Source organism: Streptomyces sp. NPDC001393, from assembly GCF_053597455.1.
The window spans coordinates 21,874-38,045 of record NZ_JBSFIH010000069.1 but is presented as its reverse complement, the minus strand read 5'-3'; the positions used below and the strand labels follow the sequence as shown (position 1 = coordinate 38,045).

12 protein-coding genes and 4 pseudogenes are annotated in these 16,172 nt (G+C 70.3%); 6 read left to right on the top strand and 10 right to left on the bottom strand.

Features of this window, described 5'->3' with window-relative positions; genetic code table 11:
- A partial coding sequence (locus tag ACWC2T_RS40570) for an NADH-quinone oxidoreductase subunit D-related protein (RefSeq protein WP_450675315.1) occupies positions 1-618 on the top strand: 618 nt, incomplete at its 5' end.
- Between the two features lie 37 nt (positions 619-655).
- Here the strand turns inward: ACWC2T_RS40570 and ACWC2T_RS40565 are convergent.
- The 3 genes and pseudogenes from ACWC2T_RS40565 to ACWC2T_RS40555 form a co-directional block, all read right to left on the bottom strand.
- The gene (locus ACWC2T_RS40565; protein ID WP_450675314.1) at positions 656-1,162 is read right to left on the bottom strand and encodes a hypothetical protein; all 507 of its coding nucleotides are present in this window, start codon (positions 1,160-1,162) and stop codon (positions 656-658) included.
- A complete protein-coding gene (locus tag ACWC2T_RS40560; RefSeq protein WP_450675313.1) occupies positions 1,150-1,275 on the bottom strand; it encodes a hypothetical protein in 126 nt (41 codons plus the stop codon). Before ACWC2T_RS40560 ends, ACWC2T_RS40565 begins: the two co-directional genes overlap by 13 nt.
- A gap of 292 nt (positions 1,276-1,567) precedes the next feature.
- Positions 1,568-1,693: pseudogene (locus tag ACWC2T_RS40555) on the bottom strand (transcriptional regulator); the annotation flags it as partial.
- Between the two features lie 63 nt (positions 1,694-1,756).
- Between ACWC2T_RS40555 and ACWC2T_RS40550 the strand changes: the two are divergent.
- The 3 genes and pseudogenes from ACWC2T_RS40550 to ACWC2T_RS40540 all read left to right on the top strand — a co-directional run bounded on the left by ACWC2T_RS40550 (position 1,757) and on the right by ACWC2T_RS40540 (position 4,497).
- A complete protein-coding gene (locus ACWC2T_RS40550; RefSeq protein ID WP_450675312.1) occupies positions 1,757-1,939 on the top strand; it encodes a hypothetical protein in 183 nt (60 codons plus the stop codon).
- 116 nt (positions 1,940-2,055) lie between these two features.
- Positions 2,056-2,772 (top strand): annotated as a pseudogene (locus ACWC2T_RS40545) (globin domain-containing protein); the annotation flags it as partial.
- A 381-nt stretch (positions 2,773-3,153) separates the two neighbouring features.
- On the top strand, positions 3,154-4,497 hold the full coding sequence (locus tag ACWC2T_RS40540) for a PP2C family protein-serine/threonine phosphatase (protein ID WP_450675311.1): 1,344 nt from the start codon (positions 3,154-3,156) through the stop codon (positions 4,495-4,497).
- Positions 4,498-4,560: 63 nt separating this feature from the next.
- On the opposite strand, the gene ACWC2T_RS40535 is transcribed toward ACWC2T_RS40540, so the two are convergent.
- Both ACWC2T_RS40535 and ACWC2T_RS40530 read right to left on the bottom strand, forming a co-directional pair.
- The gene (locus ACWC2T_RS40535) at positions 4,561-4,968 is read right to left on the bottom strand and encodes an STAS domain-containing protein (protein WP_450675310.1); all 408 of its coding nucleotides are present in this window, start codon (positions 4,966-4,968) and stop codon (positions 4,561-4,563) included.
- A gap of 93 nt (positions 4,969-5,061) precedes the next feature.
- Positions 5,062-5,439 (bottom strand): hypothetical protein, encoded by a 378-nt coding sequence (locus tag ACWC2T_RS40530; RefSeq protein ID WP_450675309.1) that lies wholly within the window; start codon positions 5,437-5,439, stop codon positions 5,062-5,064.
- A gap of 413 nt (positions 5,440-5,852) precedes the next feature.
- Between ACWC2T_RS40530 and ACWC2T_RS40525 the strand changes: the two are divergent.
- A pseudogene (locus ACWC2T_RS40525) lies at positions 5,853-6,410 on the top strand (phosphoketolase family protein); the annotation flags it as partial.
- Between the two features lie 119 nt (positions 6,411-6,529).
- Here the strand turns inward: ACWC2T_RS40525 and ACWC2T_RS40520 are convergent.
- Positions 6,530-8,269 carry a GAF domain-containing protein gene (locus ACWC2T_RS40520; protein WP_450675308.1) on the bottom strand — a complete coding sequence of 580 codons (1,740 nt, stop codon included), beginning with the start codon at positions 8,267-8,269 and terminating at the stop codon, positions 6,530-6,532.
- A 97-nt stretch (positions 8,270-8,366) separates the two neighbouring features.
- Positions 8,367-9,482, bottom strand: a pseudogene (locus ACWC2T_RS40515) (PP2C family protein-serine/threonine phosphatase); the annotation flags it as partial.
- A 174-nt stretch (positions 9,483-9,656) separates the two neighbouring features.
- Here ACWC2T_RS40515 and ACWC2T_RS40510 point away from each other — a divergent pair.
- On the top strand, positions 9,657-9,953 hold the full coding sequence (locus ACWC2T_RS40510; RefSeq protein ID WP_450675307.1) for an SHOCT domain-containing protein: 297 nt from the start codon (positions 9,657-9,659) through the stop codon (positions 9,951-9,953).
- 881 nt (positions 9,954-10,834) lie between these two features.
- Here ACWC2T_RS40510 and ACWC2T_RS40505 read toward each other — a convergent pair.
- From ACWC2T_RS40505 to ACWC2T_RS40495, 3 genes are all read right to left on the bottom strand, one after another.
- Positions 10,835-14,572, bottom strand: a complete 3,738-nt coding sequence (locus tag ACWC2T_RS40505; RefSeq protein WP_450675306.1) for a caspase, EACC1-associated type — start codon at positions 14,570-14,572, stop codon at positions 10,835-10,837.
- Entirely contained in the window at positions 14,569-14,985 is a 417-nt protein-coding gene (locus ACWC2T_RS40500) for a hypothetical protein (RefSeq protein WP_450675305.1), read from the bottom strand. The genes ACWC2T_RS40505 and ACWC2T_RS40500 overlap by 4 nt, the downstream gene beginning before the upstream one ends.
- Before the next feature lie 287 nt (positions 14,986-15,272).
- Entirely contained in the window at positions 15,273-16,142 is an 870-nt protein-coding gene (locus tag ACWC2T_RS40495) for an acyl-CoA thioesterase (RefSeq protein WP_450675304.1), read from the bottom strand.
- Positions 16,143-16,172 lie beyond the last annotated feature (30 nt).

The following is a 16,172-nucleotide window of genomic DNA, read 5'->3' as shown; positions in this document are numbered from 1 at the left end:
GGTTTCACCCGGGTCCTGCTGGCCGGGATCGCCCTGCTCACCCTCGCCCTCGCGGCCGGGCTGCTGCTCGCCCAGCGCGACTACAAGCGGATGCTGGCCTACTCGTCCATGGAGCACATGAGCCTGCTCGCCCTCGCCGCGGAGACGAGTGCCGCGCGGGAGATCGGCTGCCTCGGCTACGTCGCCCGCGCCAGCGGCCTCGCGTACGACGCCCGCGTCGCGCATCCCTTCACGCCGTACGACACCGGGCTCGACGTACCCGTCCACGACAGCGGCGACGTCCTGGCCCGCTTCCTCGTCCGCGCCGAGGAGATCGAGACCTCTTTCGCCCTGATCGAGCAGTTCGCCGACGGACTGTCCCCCGGGGCGAAACTCGCGGCCCAGCCCTCGCCCGGAGCAGGCCCGGGCACTGGCGTGGGCCTGGTCGAGGGCTGGCGCGGCACCATCGCCACCCGCGTCGAACTCGCCCCCGACGGCACCCTGACCCGGGTCAAGCCGGTCGACCCGTCCTTCTTCAACTGGCCCGCTCTGCCGGTCGCGCTCGCGGACACGATCGTCCCCGACTTCCCGCTGACCAACAAGAGCTTCAATCTCTCCTACGCAGGCAACGACCTCTGACGGTCGGGGTCGGGGCATTGTGCCGCGCTCCAGCCCCTCATGACTTCTGCTGGACCGGTGCCATGCGGCCGGCTCCATCTGGCCACAGAACCTCGACGTCGATGCCGCTGCTGCGGGCGAAGGCCACGAGATGGGCAGTGGCGTCCCGGCCGTTGGACGGGGAGCCGTCCCACACCGCCAGAAGCCTGGCGCAGGAGCGCAGCAGGTTCTCGTCCGCGCCCACACAGGCACCGCGGTCGGACGGGTCGTACTCCAGTAGTCGCACCTGCTCCGACAGCAACAGCAGTTCCCCGGCCGCCTTGCGGTCGCGCGACGCGAGCACGTCGGGCACGCCGTTCCTGGAGGGCAGGACGGTCACCAGCGCCAGTCCCGCGGCGCGGGCAGCCCGCCCGAAGGCGACCGGCAGACCCTGCCCGGCACGCACCAGTCCCGCCTTGCCCGCCCGTGCGAACTCGACCAGGCGCCGACGCAGTTCCTCCTCCAGCATCTCCAACGTGGGCGCGGTGAGGTCAGGGTGTCCCACAACAGCGATCACTTCAGACATCTGACGTCGCCGTCGTAGTCGGCGGCGAGTTCGGCCACCATGCGCAGTCCCGTGCCCATGCCCTCGTCGCTGAGGTCCGGCTGTGTCGGCTCGGCGTCCGCGACGCTGACCACCAACTGTCCGGCGCGATCGTTACCCCCACGTCGATGGCCGGCGAGCGAGGGGCGTGCCGCAGCACGTGCGTTACCAACTCGCTCACGACCAGCAACACCGCGTCGGCGAACGCCGAGTTCGCCGCTACGCCGACCGTGGGCAGGTGCCGGGCCACCGCTTCCCGGGTTCGTCGTGCGGCCTCCGGGCCCGTCGTCACCGAGGCGAGGTGACGTCGTACCGGTGTCGGAACATGCTCCATGGCTGCCACGGGTCTGCCCTTTCTCCACGGCAGTCGGAACCCATGCCCGCTGCTCACCGTGGTGTCTCCGCCTCGCGTAGTTCGTCCAGCAGGTCCTGCCGCCCGGCCAGCAGAACGGCCAGGATCCGCCGTGCGGCGGCGAGGAGCTCCGCGACGTCGCCGCCCGCCAGCTCATAGAGCGCACGTATCGGGTGACTCCGAAGCCCCGGCTGGAGGAGCGCGGGGGGCGCTTCGAGCACGGCGTGCGGGTCACCGACGTCGACTTCGTCACCGAGGAGGACGGCAGCCGGCGGGTGCGACGCCTGCACCTCGACCGCGCAGGGCAGCACGGCACGTACGACCTCGGGGACGGTGACTACGCGTTCCTCACCCTCGGTTCGAAGACCGCCGAGCCTACGGCAGTGACGACGCCGCTCCCGAGCTGATCCGCGACAAGCGCGACGGCGGTGGCGGGTCGATGTGCCGGTCGGTCCCGCACGACGGATCCCCGCTGTGACGGTGAACGCCGCCCTTCTACGTGCATACATCCCGGAGGAGTTCCGTGCTTTCGCCCGAGTCGGCCGCCGCCGTTCGCGCCACCCTGCCTGCCGTCGGCGGCGCCCTGGACGAGATCACCACACGCTTCTACGACACCATGTTCGCCGAACAACCCGAACTGCTGGACGGCCTGTTCAACCGCGGCAACCAGGCCAGCGGCGACCAGCGCCGTGCGCTGGCCGGATCCATCGCCGGCTTCGCCCAGGCCCTGCTGGCCAGCCCCGACGCCTGCCCGGACGCCCTGCTCGCGCGCATCGCCCACAAGCACGCCGCGCTCGGCGTCACCGAGGACCAGTACACGATCGTCCACAAGTACCTCTTCCGCGCCATCGCCGACGTACTCGGTGAGGCGGTCACCCCGGACGTGGCCGCGGCCTGGGACGAGGTGTACTGGCTGATGGCCGGCGCTCTCATAGCCCAGGAGGCCCGCCTCTACCAGGAGGCGCAGGTGGACCCGCGCAAGCCGTGGCGCCAGTGGACCGTGGTGGAGCGCCGGGAGGAAACCCCGGACGTGGTCTCCTTCCTGCTGCGCCCGGCCGACGACGGCCCCCTGCCCCAGGCGCGGGCCGGCCAGTACGTCAGCGTGCGGGTGCTCATGCCGGACGGCATCCGCCAGACCCGCCAGTACAGCCTGTCCAACGCTCCCGGCGACCGCCTGCGGCGCATCACCGTCAAGCGGGTGGCGAGCGTCGCCGACGCCCCCGAGGGCGAGGTCTCCAACTGACGCCTGGTGGACCAACTGCCCGGTGGCCAGGCGAGCATGGCGGCGTCCCGACGGCTGCTCGGCGGTCTCGCAGCGGCCCGTTCCGGGTGCTCGCGGACACGGGCGTCGAGCGAGAGCTTCTGCACGGCGCTGTGTCCTTTCCGGGGCAGAAACGGACGGCGATGTGGCGCCGGTGGTGCCCGCGGCGCCGCCTTCGGGTCCGGGCCGGGTGGGGCGTTTCGGCTGAGGGAGCCGAAGGAGCACCTACCGGCAGACACGCTGGTCACCGCGTTGCCCGCCGTGTGGCGGCGGTGTCTGCTCACGGTCGGGTGAGCGCGTAGGGTGGCAAGGAAGGGCGAGGTGATGACGGCGTCGGACGGCGCCAGGAGGTCTCTCACCATGGCGCACGATCCGGGTCGGCGGTCCTACGACAGCCCGCGGTCCGGGGCCCCGCTGGTCGGCGAGCCGTCGCAGGCGGCCGGGGACGGAGCGGCCCCCGATGCATTGCGGCTCGGTCTCGGCCCGCAACGTCTGTGGCAGCTGCTGGGTGTGGTCGCGGCGATCAGCGCCGACATGGACACCCGCGCCGTGCTGCACCACATCGTGGAAGCGGCCACCGACCTCGTCGGCGCCCGTTACGGTGCCCTGGGCGTGCTCTCGGAGAGCGGCAAGGTCACCGACCTGATCACCGTGGGTGTCGACGCCCCGCGCCTGTGCGCCGCCATGGGCCTGCCACAGGGCCATGGCCTGCTGCACACCATGGTGGACGACCGGCAGCCGTTGCGTGTTGCGGATGTGGCCGCGCACCCCCGTTCCGCGGGCTTTCCGGCCGGGCATCCGGTCATGCGGACCCTGCTGGGCGTTCCGCTGATGGTGCGCGGGACCGTCTACGGCGACCTCTACCTCGCCGACAAGACGGACGGCACGCCCTTCGACGACGATGACGAGCACCTGCTGACCGCCCTGGCCAGTGCCGCGGGCGTCAGCATCGAGAACGCCCGCCTGTACGAGCACCTCAAACGCGCCGCCGAACACTTCCAGCGCCGCATGCTGCCCGTCCTTCCGGACCTGGCGCCCCTGAAGGCCGCGGCCCGCTACGAGCCCGCATCCGAGCTGCCCAAGCTCGGCGGGGACTGGTACGACGCCATGGTCCTGCCCGATGGCGCCACCTGTGTGGTGGTGGGCGACGTGACCGGCCACGCCGTGGAGGCCGCCCCGCTGATGGGACAGATCCGCAACATGCTGCGGGCTCTCGCCTTCGACCGGTGTGAGCCGCCCGGCCTGGTCGTGTCGCGCCTGGACCGCGCCCTGACCATGTTCGAGGACCCGCCGACCGCCACCCTGGTGTTCGGCCGCCTCGAACGGACTCGTGAGGGATACACCTTCGGCTGGAGCAACGCCGGGCATCCGCCTCCGCTGCTGATCGGGCCGGACGGCAGCACCTGCTACCTGGCGCCCGCCCGGCACGGGATCCCGGTGGGCATCGACGCGTCCGTCCCACGGTTCAACCACGCGCACCCGCTTCCGCCAGGTGCCACCCTGTTGCTGTTCACCGACGGGCTGGTCGAGCGCCGCGACCAGGACATCGACACGGGGCTGCACGACCTGGCCGAGAACGCTGCCCGCCTGGCCCGGGAACCGCTGGAGAAGTTGTGCGACACCCTGATCACCCAAAGCCGGCAGGTGTTCGACGACGACGTGGCCGTCCTCGCCCTGCGCATCCCGGACGGCCCAGCCCGATGAGACGGTCGCCCCTCCGACCGTACTGATCGGGACTGCCCTTCCAGAGCCCGGTGCCGCGGTTCCTCAACTGGTGGAGGGGTGGGGCCAGTGCACGAGGCCGCCGCGCGAGGGAGCGGATCGCGTCGCCTCCTGCGACGAGTCGTAGAACTCGTAGCTCTCGCGCATGCCGCTGAGGTCGAAGATCCGCAGTATCCGGCCGGAGGCGGATGCGATGCGCAGCGAGCCTTCGTGTTCGCGGATGCGTTTCGTCACCGCCACGATCACGCCCAGCCCCATCGAATCCATAAAGGGAACGAAGCCCAGATCCAGGACGAAGTGCCGGTGCTCCTCATCGAGGAGCTTGATCACCGCTTCACGGATCATGGGGGAGGTGTGGGCGTCCAGGTCACCGTCGACCTCGACAACGGTCCACCCGTTCACCACGTCGTAGCTGGCCATCATGTCCTCGTGCCGGATGATGTTCGTTCGCATGGCCATCCCTCTCCACCGGCCGACCCACCCGCGAGTGCGGATTGGTGGGCCCGTTCCCCTGCTGCTCAGGTGTACGTCTCCGGCTCACTCATTTTATCGAGAGCCGAATCTGCAGAAGCAGCTCACACGGCAGGGGGACGGGTGATCCCCGTGTCGGACCCACCGCACGCATCCGCCGGCCCCGACACCACCGTCGACGACGCTGTCGCGCGCCAACAGCGACTGGCTTGCCACCCACTCCCGCAGTGCGCCCATGCAGGTGCCGGCCGAGATGCTGCGGGCCTTCCCGTCGGTCGCCACGGCGTTGGCGAGGCCCTCGTCGGCGATGAGCCGGCGCGGTTCGAGCAGGGCCATCGGCGGTCGCCGCCGGGCGGCGGTGAAGCCCTCGGAGGTGAGCAGGGCGACCCGGCCCGTGGTGCCGGGCGGCACCCTCGACGACCGCTTCGGCGAGACGGGCGCCGGGATGTGCAAGCTCGACCTGGACGGCATCGACCCGCTGCTGTCCGCTGGAGACAGCGACGAGGTCCCGGTCAGCGTCGAACTGCCTTGCTTCGACGCCCCGGACGGCAGCGCGGGGAAGCTGCGGCGGGGAGTGCCGGTGCACCGGCTCGGCGGACGTACGGTGACCACGGTCTACGACCTGCTGCTGGCCCAGTACGGCGTGGCCCGCGACGGTCTGCCCGGCCGCCGGCCCACGGGCTACGACGACGCTGAGGAGCCGTACACCCCGGCGTGGCAGGCGGCCATCACCGGCGTGGACGCGGAGAAGGCGGCCCGCCGCCCTGGAGTTCGCCGCCAACGCACGACTGGATCGAGGCGGTCAACCGCAACGGCGTCGTCGCCGCCCGCGCGCTGGACGCCCACTGGCGCGCCGCGAACTACCTCGCCGTCGCGGCCTGGACGCCCTGTGCATCTGGGGACCGGGTCACGGTGGTCCGGCCGTGCTGGCCAACTCCTGGCTGGAGGGCTCGTACACCGAGACCTGTCCGGACATCACGCGGGACGCGGCGGGCATGGCCGCCCGGCTGTTCAAGCAGTTCTCCTTTCCCGGCGGGGTGCCCAGCCATGTCGCACCGGAGACGCCGGGCTCGATCCACGAGGGCGGCGAGCTCGGCTACTCGCTCACCCACGCCTACGGCGCCGCCCTCGACAATCCCGGCCTGTTGGTCGCCTGCGTGATCGGTGACGGCGAGGCGGAGACCGGCCCGCTGGCCGCCTCCTGGCACTCCAACAAATTCCTCGACCCCGTCAACGAAGGTGCGGCCCTACCGATCCTGCTCCTCAACGGCTACAAGATCGCCAACCCGGCCGTGCTGTCCCGACTCCCCGAGCACGAACTCGACGACCTGCTGCGCGGCTACGGACACGCCCCCGTGCACGTCACCGGCGACGGCCTGCCTCTGGAGGTCACCTGGCGCTCCCACCAGGTACCGCTGGCCGCGGCCTTCCAGTAGATCAAGGCTGACCACGACTTCGTCGAGCAGGAGTTGGAACTCAAGACCGACGTTCGCGTCGCGGCTGGTCGGGGCGGGGAGGGATCGACATCGTGGCGGCGGCCCCGTCAGCCTGTTGCCGGGAGCGGAACGACCCACGCGACGACGGTGCCGCTCGGCTGGTGCGCCGAGACGCTGAAGCTGCCGCCCAACTCCTCCGCACGTTTGCGTAGGTTGGCCAAGCCGCTGCGCCGGGTGACCGCCGGGTCGATTCCGCGGCCATTGTCCGCCACCCGCAGCTTCAGCTCGGTATCGGCGACCTCCGCGGTGACGTCGACGGTGCTGGCGTGCGCGTGCCGGGCGGCGTTGGACAGTGCCTCACCGAGCACCGCCAGCAGCTGCTCGGCCTGGTCGGCGGACACGGCGGTGTCCAGCAGCCCGGTCATGCGCAGCGCCGGGGCGAAGCCGAGCGATTCGGTGGCCCGTTCGGTGGCCGTCACCAGCTGGGCGCGCAGCCCGCTGCCGCCGCGGGCCTGATCGTGTTCGCGCAGACCGTAGATGGTGGTACGGATGATTTTGATGGTGTCGTCGAGGTCGTCCACGACCCGTTGGATCCGCTCGCTCACCTGCGGACGGTCGGAGACCCTGCCCAGCGTCGACTGCAGCGACAGTGCGCCGGCGAACAGCCGCTGGATGACCAGGTCGTGCAGGTCACGGGCGATTCTGTCGCGGTCGTCGAGTACGACCATGCGCTCGGTGTCGCGCCGGTGTTCGGCGACGTCCAGTGCCAGGGCGGCCTGGTTGCCGAACCCGGTGACCATGTCGATCACGGCGTCGGTGAAGCGGGAGCGGCCGGGTACGTTCGCCACCTGAAGTACCCCGCGGACATGTTCCCGAGTACCGAGCGGGACGAAGAACGCCGGTCCCAGCTCCACCACCGAGGCGCTGCCGCCCTCGGTGCGCGGGTCGGCGCTCACGGCGTCGCTGGTGATCGTCTCCCCGGACGAGTAGACCTTCGTACCCAATGCCGTGGCGGGCAGCACCAGTCCGCGGACTTCCTCGGCCTTCGCTCCGGAGGCGGCCTCGATGACCAGCTCGCCATGGTCACCCACCGGAACCGCCAGGGTGACCAGGTCCGCGTCGGCCATCTCCCGCACGGTGGCGGTGAAGGACTCCAGCACCGCGGCGGGCTCCGCACCGGACAGGAGGCTGCGGGTCAGCTCGTTGCTGGCTGCAAGCCACCGCTGCCGGCGGTGCGCGTCGTCGTACAGCCGGGCGTTGTCGATCGCCACACCGGCCGCCGCGGCCAGGGTGCGCAGCATCGCCTCGTCGTCGGTGTCGAACTCCGCGCCGCTCTTCTTGTTCGTCAGGTACAGGTTGCCGAAGACCTGGTCGCGCACGCGGACGGGGGCGCCGAGGAAGCTGGTCATCGGCGGGTGCCCGGCCGGGAAGCCGGCGGATGCCGGATGCTCGGCCAGGTTCGCCAGGCGCAGGGGCTCCGGGTGCCGGATGAGCAGGCCCAGGATGCCTTCGCCGCGCGGGTAGTGTCCGATGCGAGCGATGGCCTCCTCATCGATGCCGACGGTGACGAACTGCTTGATCGTGCCTTCCTCGCCCAGCACACCGAGCGCCCCGTACCGGGCGTCGACCAGGGTGACCGCCGACTCCACGATGCGGTGCAGCACCACCTCCAGGTCGAGGTCGGAGCCCACGGCCAGGACCGCGTCGAGCAACGTGTGGACGCGGTCCCGGGCGGCCCGGACCTGCGCCACCTGCTGCTGCAGGTCGTCCAGCAGTACGTCCAGCCGCAGCTGTGGAGATATCCCGGACGTCCCCACCTCACGCGAACCCTGCGCGTGCTCGTCCACCACAGCTCCCCTCACTGTTTCGCTGCCCCGTCCCCAGGACGCTCGACGCCCCGGAGCCGTTTGACGGCACCCGGCCCTGGAAACGGGAACACGGCCCGAAGACCACCGTGGAATCCGCCGGCATGGGACGGCTGTGATCGGGACGGGGCTGGCCGGTATCGACGCCCAGGGGTACGCCAGGCTCGCCAAGCAGGTACACCGCCTCGCTGCCGGAGGTGATCAGCAGCGGCGGGAGATGCCCCGCGCTGCTCCAGCGCAAGGTCCAGGGGCCCCGCCGGGCTCGATGCGGGCCAGACACGCCGTGGTGAAGGGGTTGTCGGTGATCGCCTGCAAGGTGAGGTCGAGCTGGCGGAGGACGGCACTGGGCGGACTGCGCCGGTCATAGAGCAGGGCGCGCAGCATGTGGCGGGTCTGGGCCATGGCGGCCGCCGACTCCAGGTCGTGACCGACGACATCGCCGATGACAGCCGCACAGGCCTTGTCCGGGAGAAGGACGGCGTCGTCCAGTCCCCGCCCAGGTGCGCGGGCGCGGTGGCCGGACGATAGATCGCTGCGGCGGTGAAGGGGCTCAGATCGGGCAGTCTCGGCAGCAGGAGGCGTTGGAACCGCTCGGCTCCGCTACGCACCCGCTCGTAGAGGCGGGCATGGTCAATGGCCACGCCCGCGGCACCGGCAAGGGCTACGACCACAGCCTCGTCGTGCTCGTCGAAGGGCTGCCCGTCGCGCCGCTCGGACAGGTACAGGTTTCCGTAGATCTCGCCGCGCACGCTGATCGCCACACCCAGCAGGGTGCGCATCGGCGGGTGTCCTGGCGGGAAGCCCGCGGAGAGGGGGTGGCGGCGATCTCGTCGATCCGCAGGGGCTCGGTGTGGTGAATCAGGTACCCCAGGAATCCCCGCCCCTGCGGCGGCCCGACACCGCCCAGATCGGCCCTCTCCTGATCGGTGAGCCCCACCGCGATGAACTCGGACAGGCCCGTGCGCCGCTCGTTCACCACAGCCAGAGCGCCGACGAGTTCCATCGCGGTACTCACGATCTGGCGCAGCACCTCGGGCAGCTCCAGTTCCCGGCTGATCTCCAGAACGGCCTCCAGCAGGCCCTGCAGTCGCTCCTGGGCGCGGTAGAGCAGGTCGAGCTGATCGGCGACGCGACCCGGCTCTGCATTCACGTGCAGGTCCAGTCGGGGCCGGAGCGACTGCTGGTCCGACCTCATGGCGCGCCCCTTCCCTGACCATGGTGGAGCGGGCGGCGTGGGCATCCCGGCGCCGCGCATTCCACGATAGGGCTGGCCATCGCCCTTCGCCCGGTTGCGAGCGACCATGGAGGTCAAGGGATCTGCCCCGCGGGCCTTGCACCCGGGATTGCCAGGGAAGGGAGGGCGGATGCGATGTTCTGGTACGGCCACGGCATGAACGGCTGGGTCTGGTTCATGATGTCGCTCGGTACGCTGCTGTTCTGGGCGTTGATCATCGTCGTCGGTGTCCTGGTCTTCAGGGCCCTGGCCCGCCCCACACCGCCGGGCAGGGAGCATCACCCCTGGCCGCAGACGCCTCCGGGCAGCGGCCCGGAACAGATCCTGGCCGAACGGTATGCGCGCGGCGAGATCGACGAGGAGGAATACCACCGCCGTCTGACCACCCTCCGGGGATCGCCTCCGGGCGGATCGAAGCCTCCCGCCTCTTGACCGGGCGAAGGTCGCCGCCGCCCCGGGGACGCAGCGCGGATCTGACCAACGGATCTGACCAACCGAGTCCTCACGGTGCGCGTCCCGAAGGCCGAGAAGACCAGGCTTCACCGCATCGAGATCACCGGCTGAGCCGAGCCCAGAAGCGGGACGAGTCGGGCAAAGCTTGTGTTTCCCGGCCCCGACGCGCACATCCGTCACCCTGAGCACGGGCTCGGGATCACCGACGAGCCGTCCTGGCCGGTCATGGCCGAGGGAGGCGCTGTGTCCGGCGGGACGCCGCCGGAGGCGGGCCCAACCCTGGGCAGCAGATCGGCCTGGGACAGGGTGGCTTCGCCTGGTCTCGCTGTTGGAAGGTCTCGCCACCATCCGACCAGCGTTTTCTGCATACAGGCGGAACACGACGGGGGTCTTCGCCGCCTACGCCGCTGACCATGGCCGCAGCCTCACACAGTCCTGATCACCCATCCGGCGGCCGCTGCGGCGCCACCTTGGCGGGTACAGCGGTGAATCAGCCATGGCTGACTTGCGCTGGGGTGTCGAGACTCTCGTTCAGGGCGGTGCGGGGGAGGGCGAGATGGGCGAGATGGCTGTGCGTCGTGGACGGATTCCGGCTCGTCGGCGTCAGCGGAGGCCCTCGGTCGTCTCCCTGACGGCAGGACGATGGTGATCCAGCGCAAGCGGTACGCGCCCAGCAGCACCATCGCCAGCCGTGAGTTACGTGACCTGCTCGGAGCCAAGGTGCGGTCACCTCGGTCTGTGGAACAACGGGGCGTCCCTGCTGTCGCTGAGCCGCGTGAACGGCCGCGGTCAGGGAGACGCCCGGCACCGTACGCGTTGGAAGCAGGCCTACGGGAAGTGAAGGGCGCCGCGGGTGCGCCTCAGGGTCGGATGGTGCTGGTGTCGTAGAGCTTCCACGCCGGGTACCGCAGGGCCTCGCCGCCCTTTTCGCCTCCGTCGAGAAGCTGGCGGCGACGCAGCATCAGACGCAGGTGGCGTGCCTCGTCGCTGCCGTCGTCCGGGCCGCGATCGAGCAGTACGGGGCTTGGATCGGCAGCGTCTGGATGGTGTACCAGTACGTCGGCGGGGTGCCCGTTGGCGCACTCGCCGAGCGTCACTGTCGTTCCTGGCTGCGTGGACATGACCTGGTACAGACGCCGCACCAGGTCGTCTCCCTCCCGGACATCGATCCGGGGGCCGCTGGTGGTGGCGGCGTTGAGGAGTTCGGCGGCCACACCGCCGCGCTCACGCCAGAGGTTCATGTCGCCGACCACGATGAGGCGGCTGCGGGCTCGTGTGATGGCGACGTTCCAGAGGTTGAGCTGGCGGTGGACCCAGCTGATTGCGCCGTCGTGCATGCCCTCGCCCGCGACGAGGGAGAAGACCATGACATCGCGTTCGCCGCCCTGGAACGTGTGCACGGTGCCGACACGGACACGTTGCCGGTCGTACTGCTTCAGTCGGCCCCGCAGTTCGTCGGCCTGGGGCTTGAAGGGGGTGACCACACCGATGGTCGCCTCGTCCGGCAGCTGCTCCAGCAGGGCGCGGACGAAACTGTCCACCTGCCGGATCTCGTCGTGGTTCACCCAGGAGCTGCCGTACGGGGGCCGGGTGGCCCGTCCCGGAACGTGCGACCAGAAGATCGGCTGCCTGGGCAGGGACGGCCGACCGCGAGTGTCGGTGAGGACGGTCAGCCCACGGTCGTAGAAGAGATCGTTCGAGACGGCGGCGATGTCCGGGTGGCAGCGGAAGTGCTCGTCGAGGAGGAGCGTGCCTCCCGCGGCACGCTCGGCGGCATGGAACGCAGAGTGGCGGCGGTGGGCGAGGCGGTGTTTCTCCAGCCAGTCGGAGCGCAGGCCCGTCTTGCGGCGGATCACAGCCTCCCGCTCGGGGGTGATCTTCGCGATGTGCGGAAGCTGCATCGCGTCCCCGATGACCAGGGCGCGCCGGGCCCGGAACAGCAGGGGCAGCACGTGCGGGATGGCGCACTGGCTGGCCTCGTCGATGACGACCAGGTCGAAGAGGGCGGGTCCCAGAGGGAAGCGGCGTGCGGAGAGACTGGTGACCGCCCAGCCGGGTGCCGCGGGAAGTACTTCGCGAACGGCGGCCCAGTCGGTGCGATTGCTGTCCCTGGCGGTCATGAGGTTGAGGATGCGCTGGCGTCCGGTGCGCGCTTTGGTTCGCACCGTGCTTTCCAGGAGGGTCCGCGAGGCGGACTGTACGGCGGCTTCGGCGGTGCCGAGCGTCGTAGCGAGGGCCGTGTCATCGACATGGGCGACCTGCGCGTATCCCCTGCGCCAGGATGCTTCGGCGGTCGCGAAGGCGGAGAGAGCAAGGCAGCCCTCCACGCGGTCGCCTTCGAACGTCCCCAGGCCCGTCTTCTGGAGGAAGCGACCGCGCCGCCACGAGCCGAGGAATCGGGCGTGAGCGAGCCGTCGTGCCCTGGCCTCCAGCTCGTCCAGTCGCCCTGCCTGCGACAGCTTCTCCGTGAGCTCGGACACGGGCAGACCGAGCTGTTCGGCGTGCTCCTCGCGCAGTTGGCCGGCTTGCAGAAGGTCCTTCTCGGACCTGGCGACTCGGGCGAGGTCACGGCGACCGCGCTTCAGTTGCTCGACGGCGATGTCGACGTCCATGGCCGCGGTGGTCACGTTGGGCACGGGGTCCGGCGCAGTGCGCAGGGACTGGAGGCCCGTGGCCTCGGTCTCGACGTAGTTCCCGGTCTTGGCCCGGGCCGAGCCGGTGCGGATGACGCTTCCCGGTACGAGCTTCTCGCAGCGACGCCAGACCTCGTCCACGGCCTCGTTGTTGTTGGAGGCCACGAGAACGGTCTGCCCGCTGGTCACCGCTGTGGCGAGGAGATTGGCCACGAGCTGGCTCTTTCCGGTGCCGGGCGGTCCGGTGGCGACGGTCAGACGCCGGGTCATCGCGGAGCGCAGCACGGCAGCCTGGGCCTCGTTGCAGGGCAGTGGCGTCACCAGGCGAGGTGGTTCGGCATCCGACAGGGCCAGCGCGCGGATGCGTTCCGACGGGTCGGGGGAGAGGGCTGCGAGTGCCGTCGTCTGGATGCGGTCCGTCGTCCCCGCGATGTCGGCGAAGTCGTCGAGGAGCTTCTTCGTGTAGGCGGTGTCGGGCAGTGCCGCGAAGAGAACGGCGGCGTTGCGTGCGCCGTGACCGGGTGTGTGGATGTCGATGCGGTCGGCAAGCCGATCAGGATGGAGTTCCTGAACGCACGGTATCTCGAACTCCTCCATCAGGAGTTTTCTCGCCTCGACGGCCAGGCGGTCGTGCTGGCCGCGATGCCACGTCGGCTGGAAGGTGTCGGCGAGCTGAGCCGCCTCCTCCTCGCCCAGCCAGTCCCGGGCCAGCTGGGGATGCGGCTGGACGGGACCGTAGGGCTTGAGCCGTACCTGACCGTCCTGGGAGACGATCTCCACGCGGCGGATCAGGAGCGGGGCGAACTTCGGGTGCCGCCAGGGCCGGCCGCCGCGCGGTCCGGTCACGACCACGGCCGGGTAGCCGGCCCAGAGCTCGGCCTCCTGCTCGGTGGCCGACTCGATCAGTGCCTCCGCCTCCGTGGGGACGGGGACGCAGCCGTCGTCTTCGACTTCGCCGGACAGGAAACGCTCCGTGCCTAAGAGACAGGCGTACGAGGTCTCCCGGTCGCCCACCGACATCAGCGGGGTCTCGGTCTCGTCGGACAGCACGCATTCGCGGTAGTAGTCCAGAAGCTGCGGCCAAGTTGGCTGAGACCGCGCGGACTTGCGAGCGGGCCCCTGTGCTGAGTGTTCGGCGGACGAGGCGGGTTGGCGCGTGAGTGGGGCGAGCAGCGGCGCGGCGCCGAGGGGGCAGTCGGCGATGACGATGCGGTCGTCCACCGCATGTGCGAACTTGACCGGTATCTGGCGGGCACCTTGGGCCCGCATGCGCCGGTTGACATAGAGGAAGAGGTCCTCCACCGACACGTCGCCCTTCCCGTCCTTGCTCACCTTGCCGGTGCGCAGGGCCTCGATGACCTCGGCGGTGAAGGCGGACGGCTGCACCTCGCCGGTGCTGTCCGTGTCGGCGTACGAATCCTCACCGGCCCGGGAGGAGGACAGCACGTAGACGCCGCGGCTGGTCAGCAGGGGCTGCTCCGGCTCGGCGGACTTCGCGACCGAGCCGGGCTGCCGGTCGGAGGTGCGCAGACCCACGGCGAAGCCGCCGCTTCGACAGCAGTCGATCATCATGACCTTTTGTGCGGCCCAGCCCTGCTCCAGCTGTTCGTTGACGAAGCCGGCGCTCACGCCGGTCTCTGCGATCCGGTCGAAGTCGGTATCCGTGGCGACGAAGTGGAACTCCCCACCGTCGCGCACGAGCCGGGTGCCATGCCCGGAGAAGTACACCAGGGCCAGTTCGTCCGGCTCGCATTCCCCCATGAACTCGCTGATGGCCAGCCGCATGTCGTCGGCGGTCAGGTTGCCGCGGGAGATGATGGAGACGAAGCCGCCGATGTTGCGGTGCCTGAGGACCTGCTCAAGGCCCCAGATGTCCGCCCGCGTGGACGGCAGGGGCAGGAAGCGGCTGTCGTCGTAGTGCTCGTTGCCGATCAGCAGGGCGCGGCGCTTGACCAGTCGGGTCACTCCCCGCCGCCCTCCGGTCCGCCGGACCGGCCCGGGCCGACCTTGTCCAGGAAGTCGAGGATCATGCGCTCCTGGGCAGGGTCCGGACGGCCGGTGATGGCGACGGTGTGCCCGTCGTAGGTGACCTCGACCTTGCGGTGCCGTTCCTTGGCGCACCATTCCTTGATCGCGGTGATCAGGACCTGGGAAGCGGGCCTGGCGAGGGCGGTGGCGGTGGTCGCCCACAGCGCGATGTCGCCGGCACCGGCACCCTTGTGACCGGGCTCCGTCTTCGCCTGGCCGTCGACGAACCCGACTTCCAGGTTCTCTGCCTCACTCAGGGCGGCGCACAGGTCACGTGTGAGTCGTTCCTGCCGCAGCGCGTCTCCGCCGGCCGGCACCACGAGGTGCCACCGGCGCCCCCCGTCCCCCATGCACCACTCCTTGCTGTCGCCCCGTCACCTGCGATGACTCTGGCACGAAGATGCCCCCGGCATTGGCTCAACGGCCATCCGAGGGGCATCATTCGGCCAGTCGCGAATCCCGCCCGCGCCCGGCGCCCTGCCGTGACAGTACGGTGGCACGCCCCAGCGCGTGCAGCACATCCCACGGCGTGAGCTTGACGGACGGCTCGACCTGAGCGGCCGACACGGCCCTCAACCCGGGCTTTCGCGGGAAGTGGACTCGACCACAATGTCGTAACGACCGGTGAAACCGCAGGTCAGCCCAGCTTACGGAAGAGTCCCTCCTGGACCACGGACACGATCAGCTGCCCTGAGAGGTTGTAGATGCGGCCCCGGGCCAGGCCCCGGCCGCCCACCGCGATCGGCGACTCCTGGTCGTACAGGAACCACTCGTCCGCGCGGAACGGCCGGTGGAACCACATGGCGTGATCCAGCGAGGCCATGTCGAAGTTCCGCGGCCCCCACAGCGGTTCGACCGGGATGCGGACCGCGTCCAGGAGGGTCATGTCACTGGCGTAGGTCAGCGCGCACGTGTGGACCAGCGGGTCGTCGCCGAGCGGTCCGACCGCGCGCATCCACACGGCGCTGCGTGGCTCGGCCCCTTCGACGTCCTCGGCGTTCCAGCGCAGCCGGTCGACATAGCGGATGTCGAAGGGCTGGCGACGCGCCATCCGCTCCAACTGCTCCGGCAGCGCGCCCAGGTGCTTGCGGATCTCCTCGGAGACCGTTGGCAGCGACTCCGGGTCCGGCACCTCACGGGCCGGCGGCAGCTGGTGCTCGAACGGTCCTTGCTCAGGCTTGTGAAAGGAGGCGGTCAGATTGAAGATCGTGCGGCCCTGCTGCACGGCCGTGACCCGGCGCGTGGTGAACGAGCGCCCGTCACGGACCCGTTCCACCTGGTACACGATGGGCACGCCGGGGCGGCCCGGGCGCAGGAAGTACGCGTGCAGCGAGTGCACCGGGCGGTCGCCGTCCGTGGTGCGTCCGGCGGCGACCAGTGCCTGGCCCGCCACCTGGCCGCCGAAGACCCGCTGCAGGGACTCCTGCGGGCTGCGGCCACGGAAGATGTTGACCTCGATCTGCTCCAGGTCGAGCAGGTCGACCAGTCGCTCGGCCGGGTTCGTCATCGGTGGGATTCTCCTTGGCTCACAGTTGGT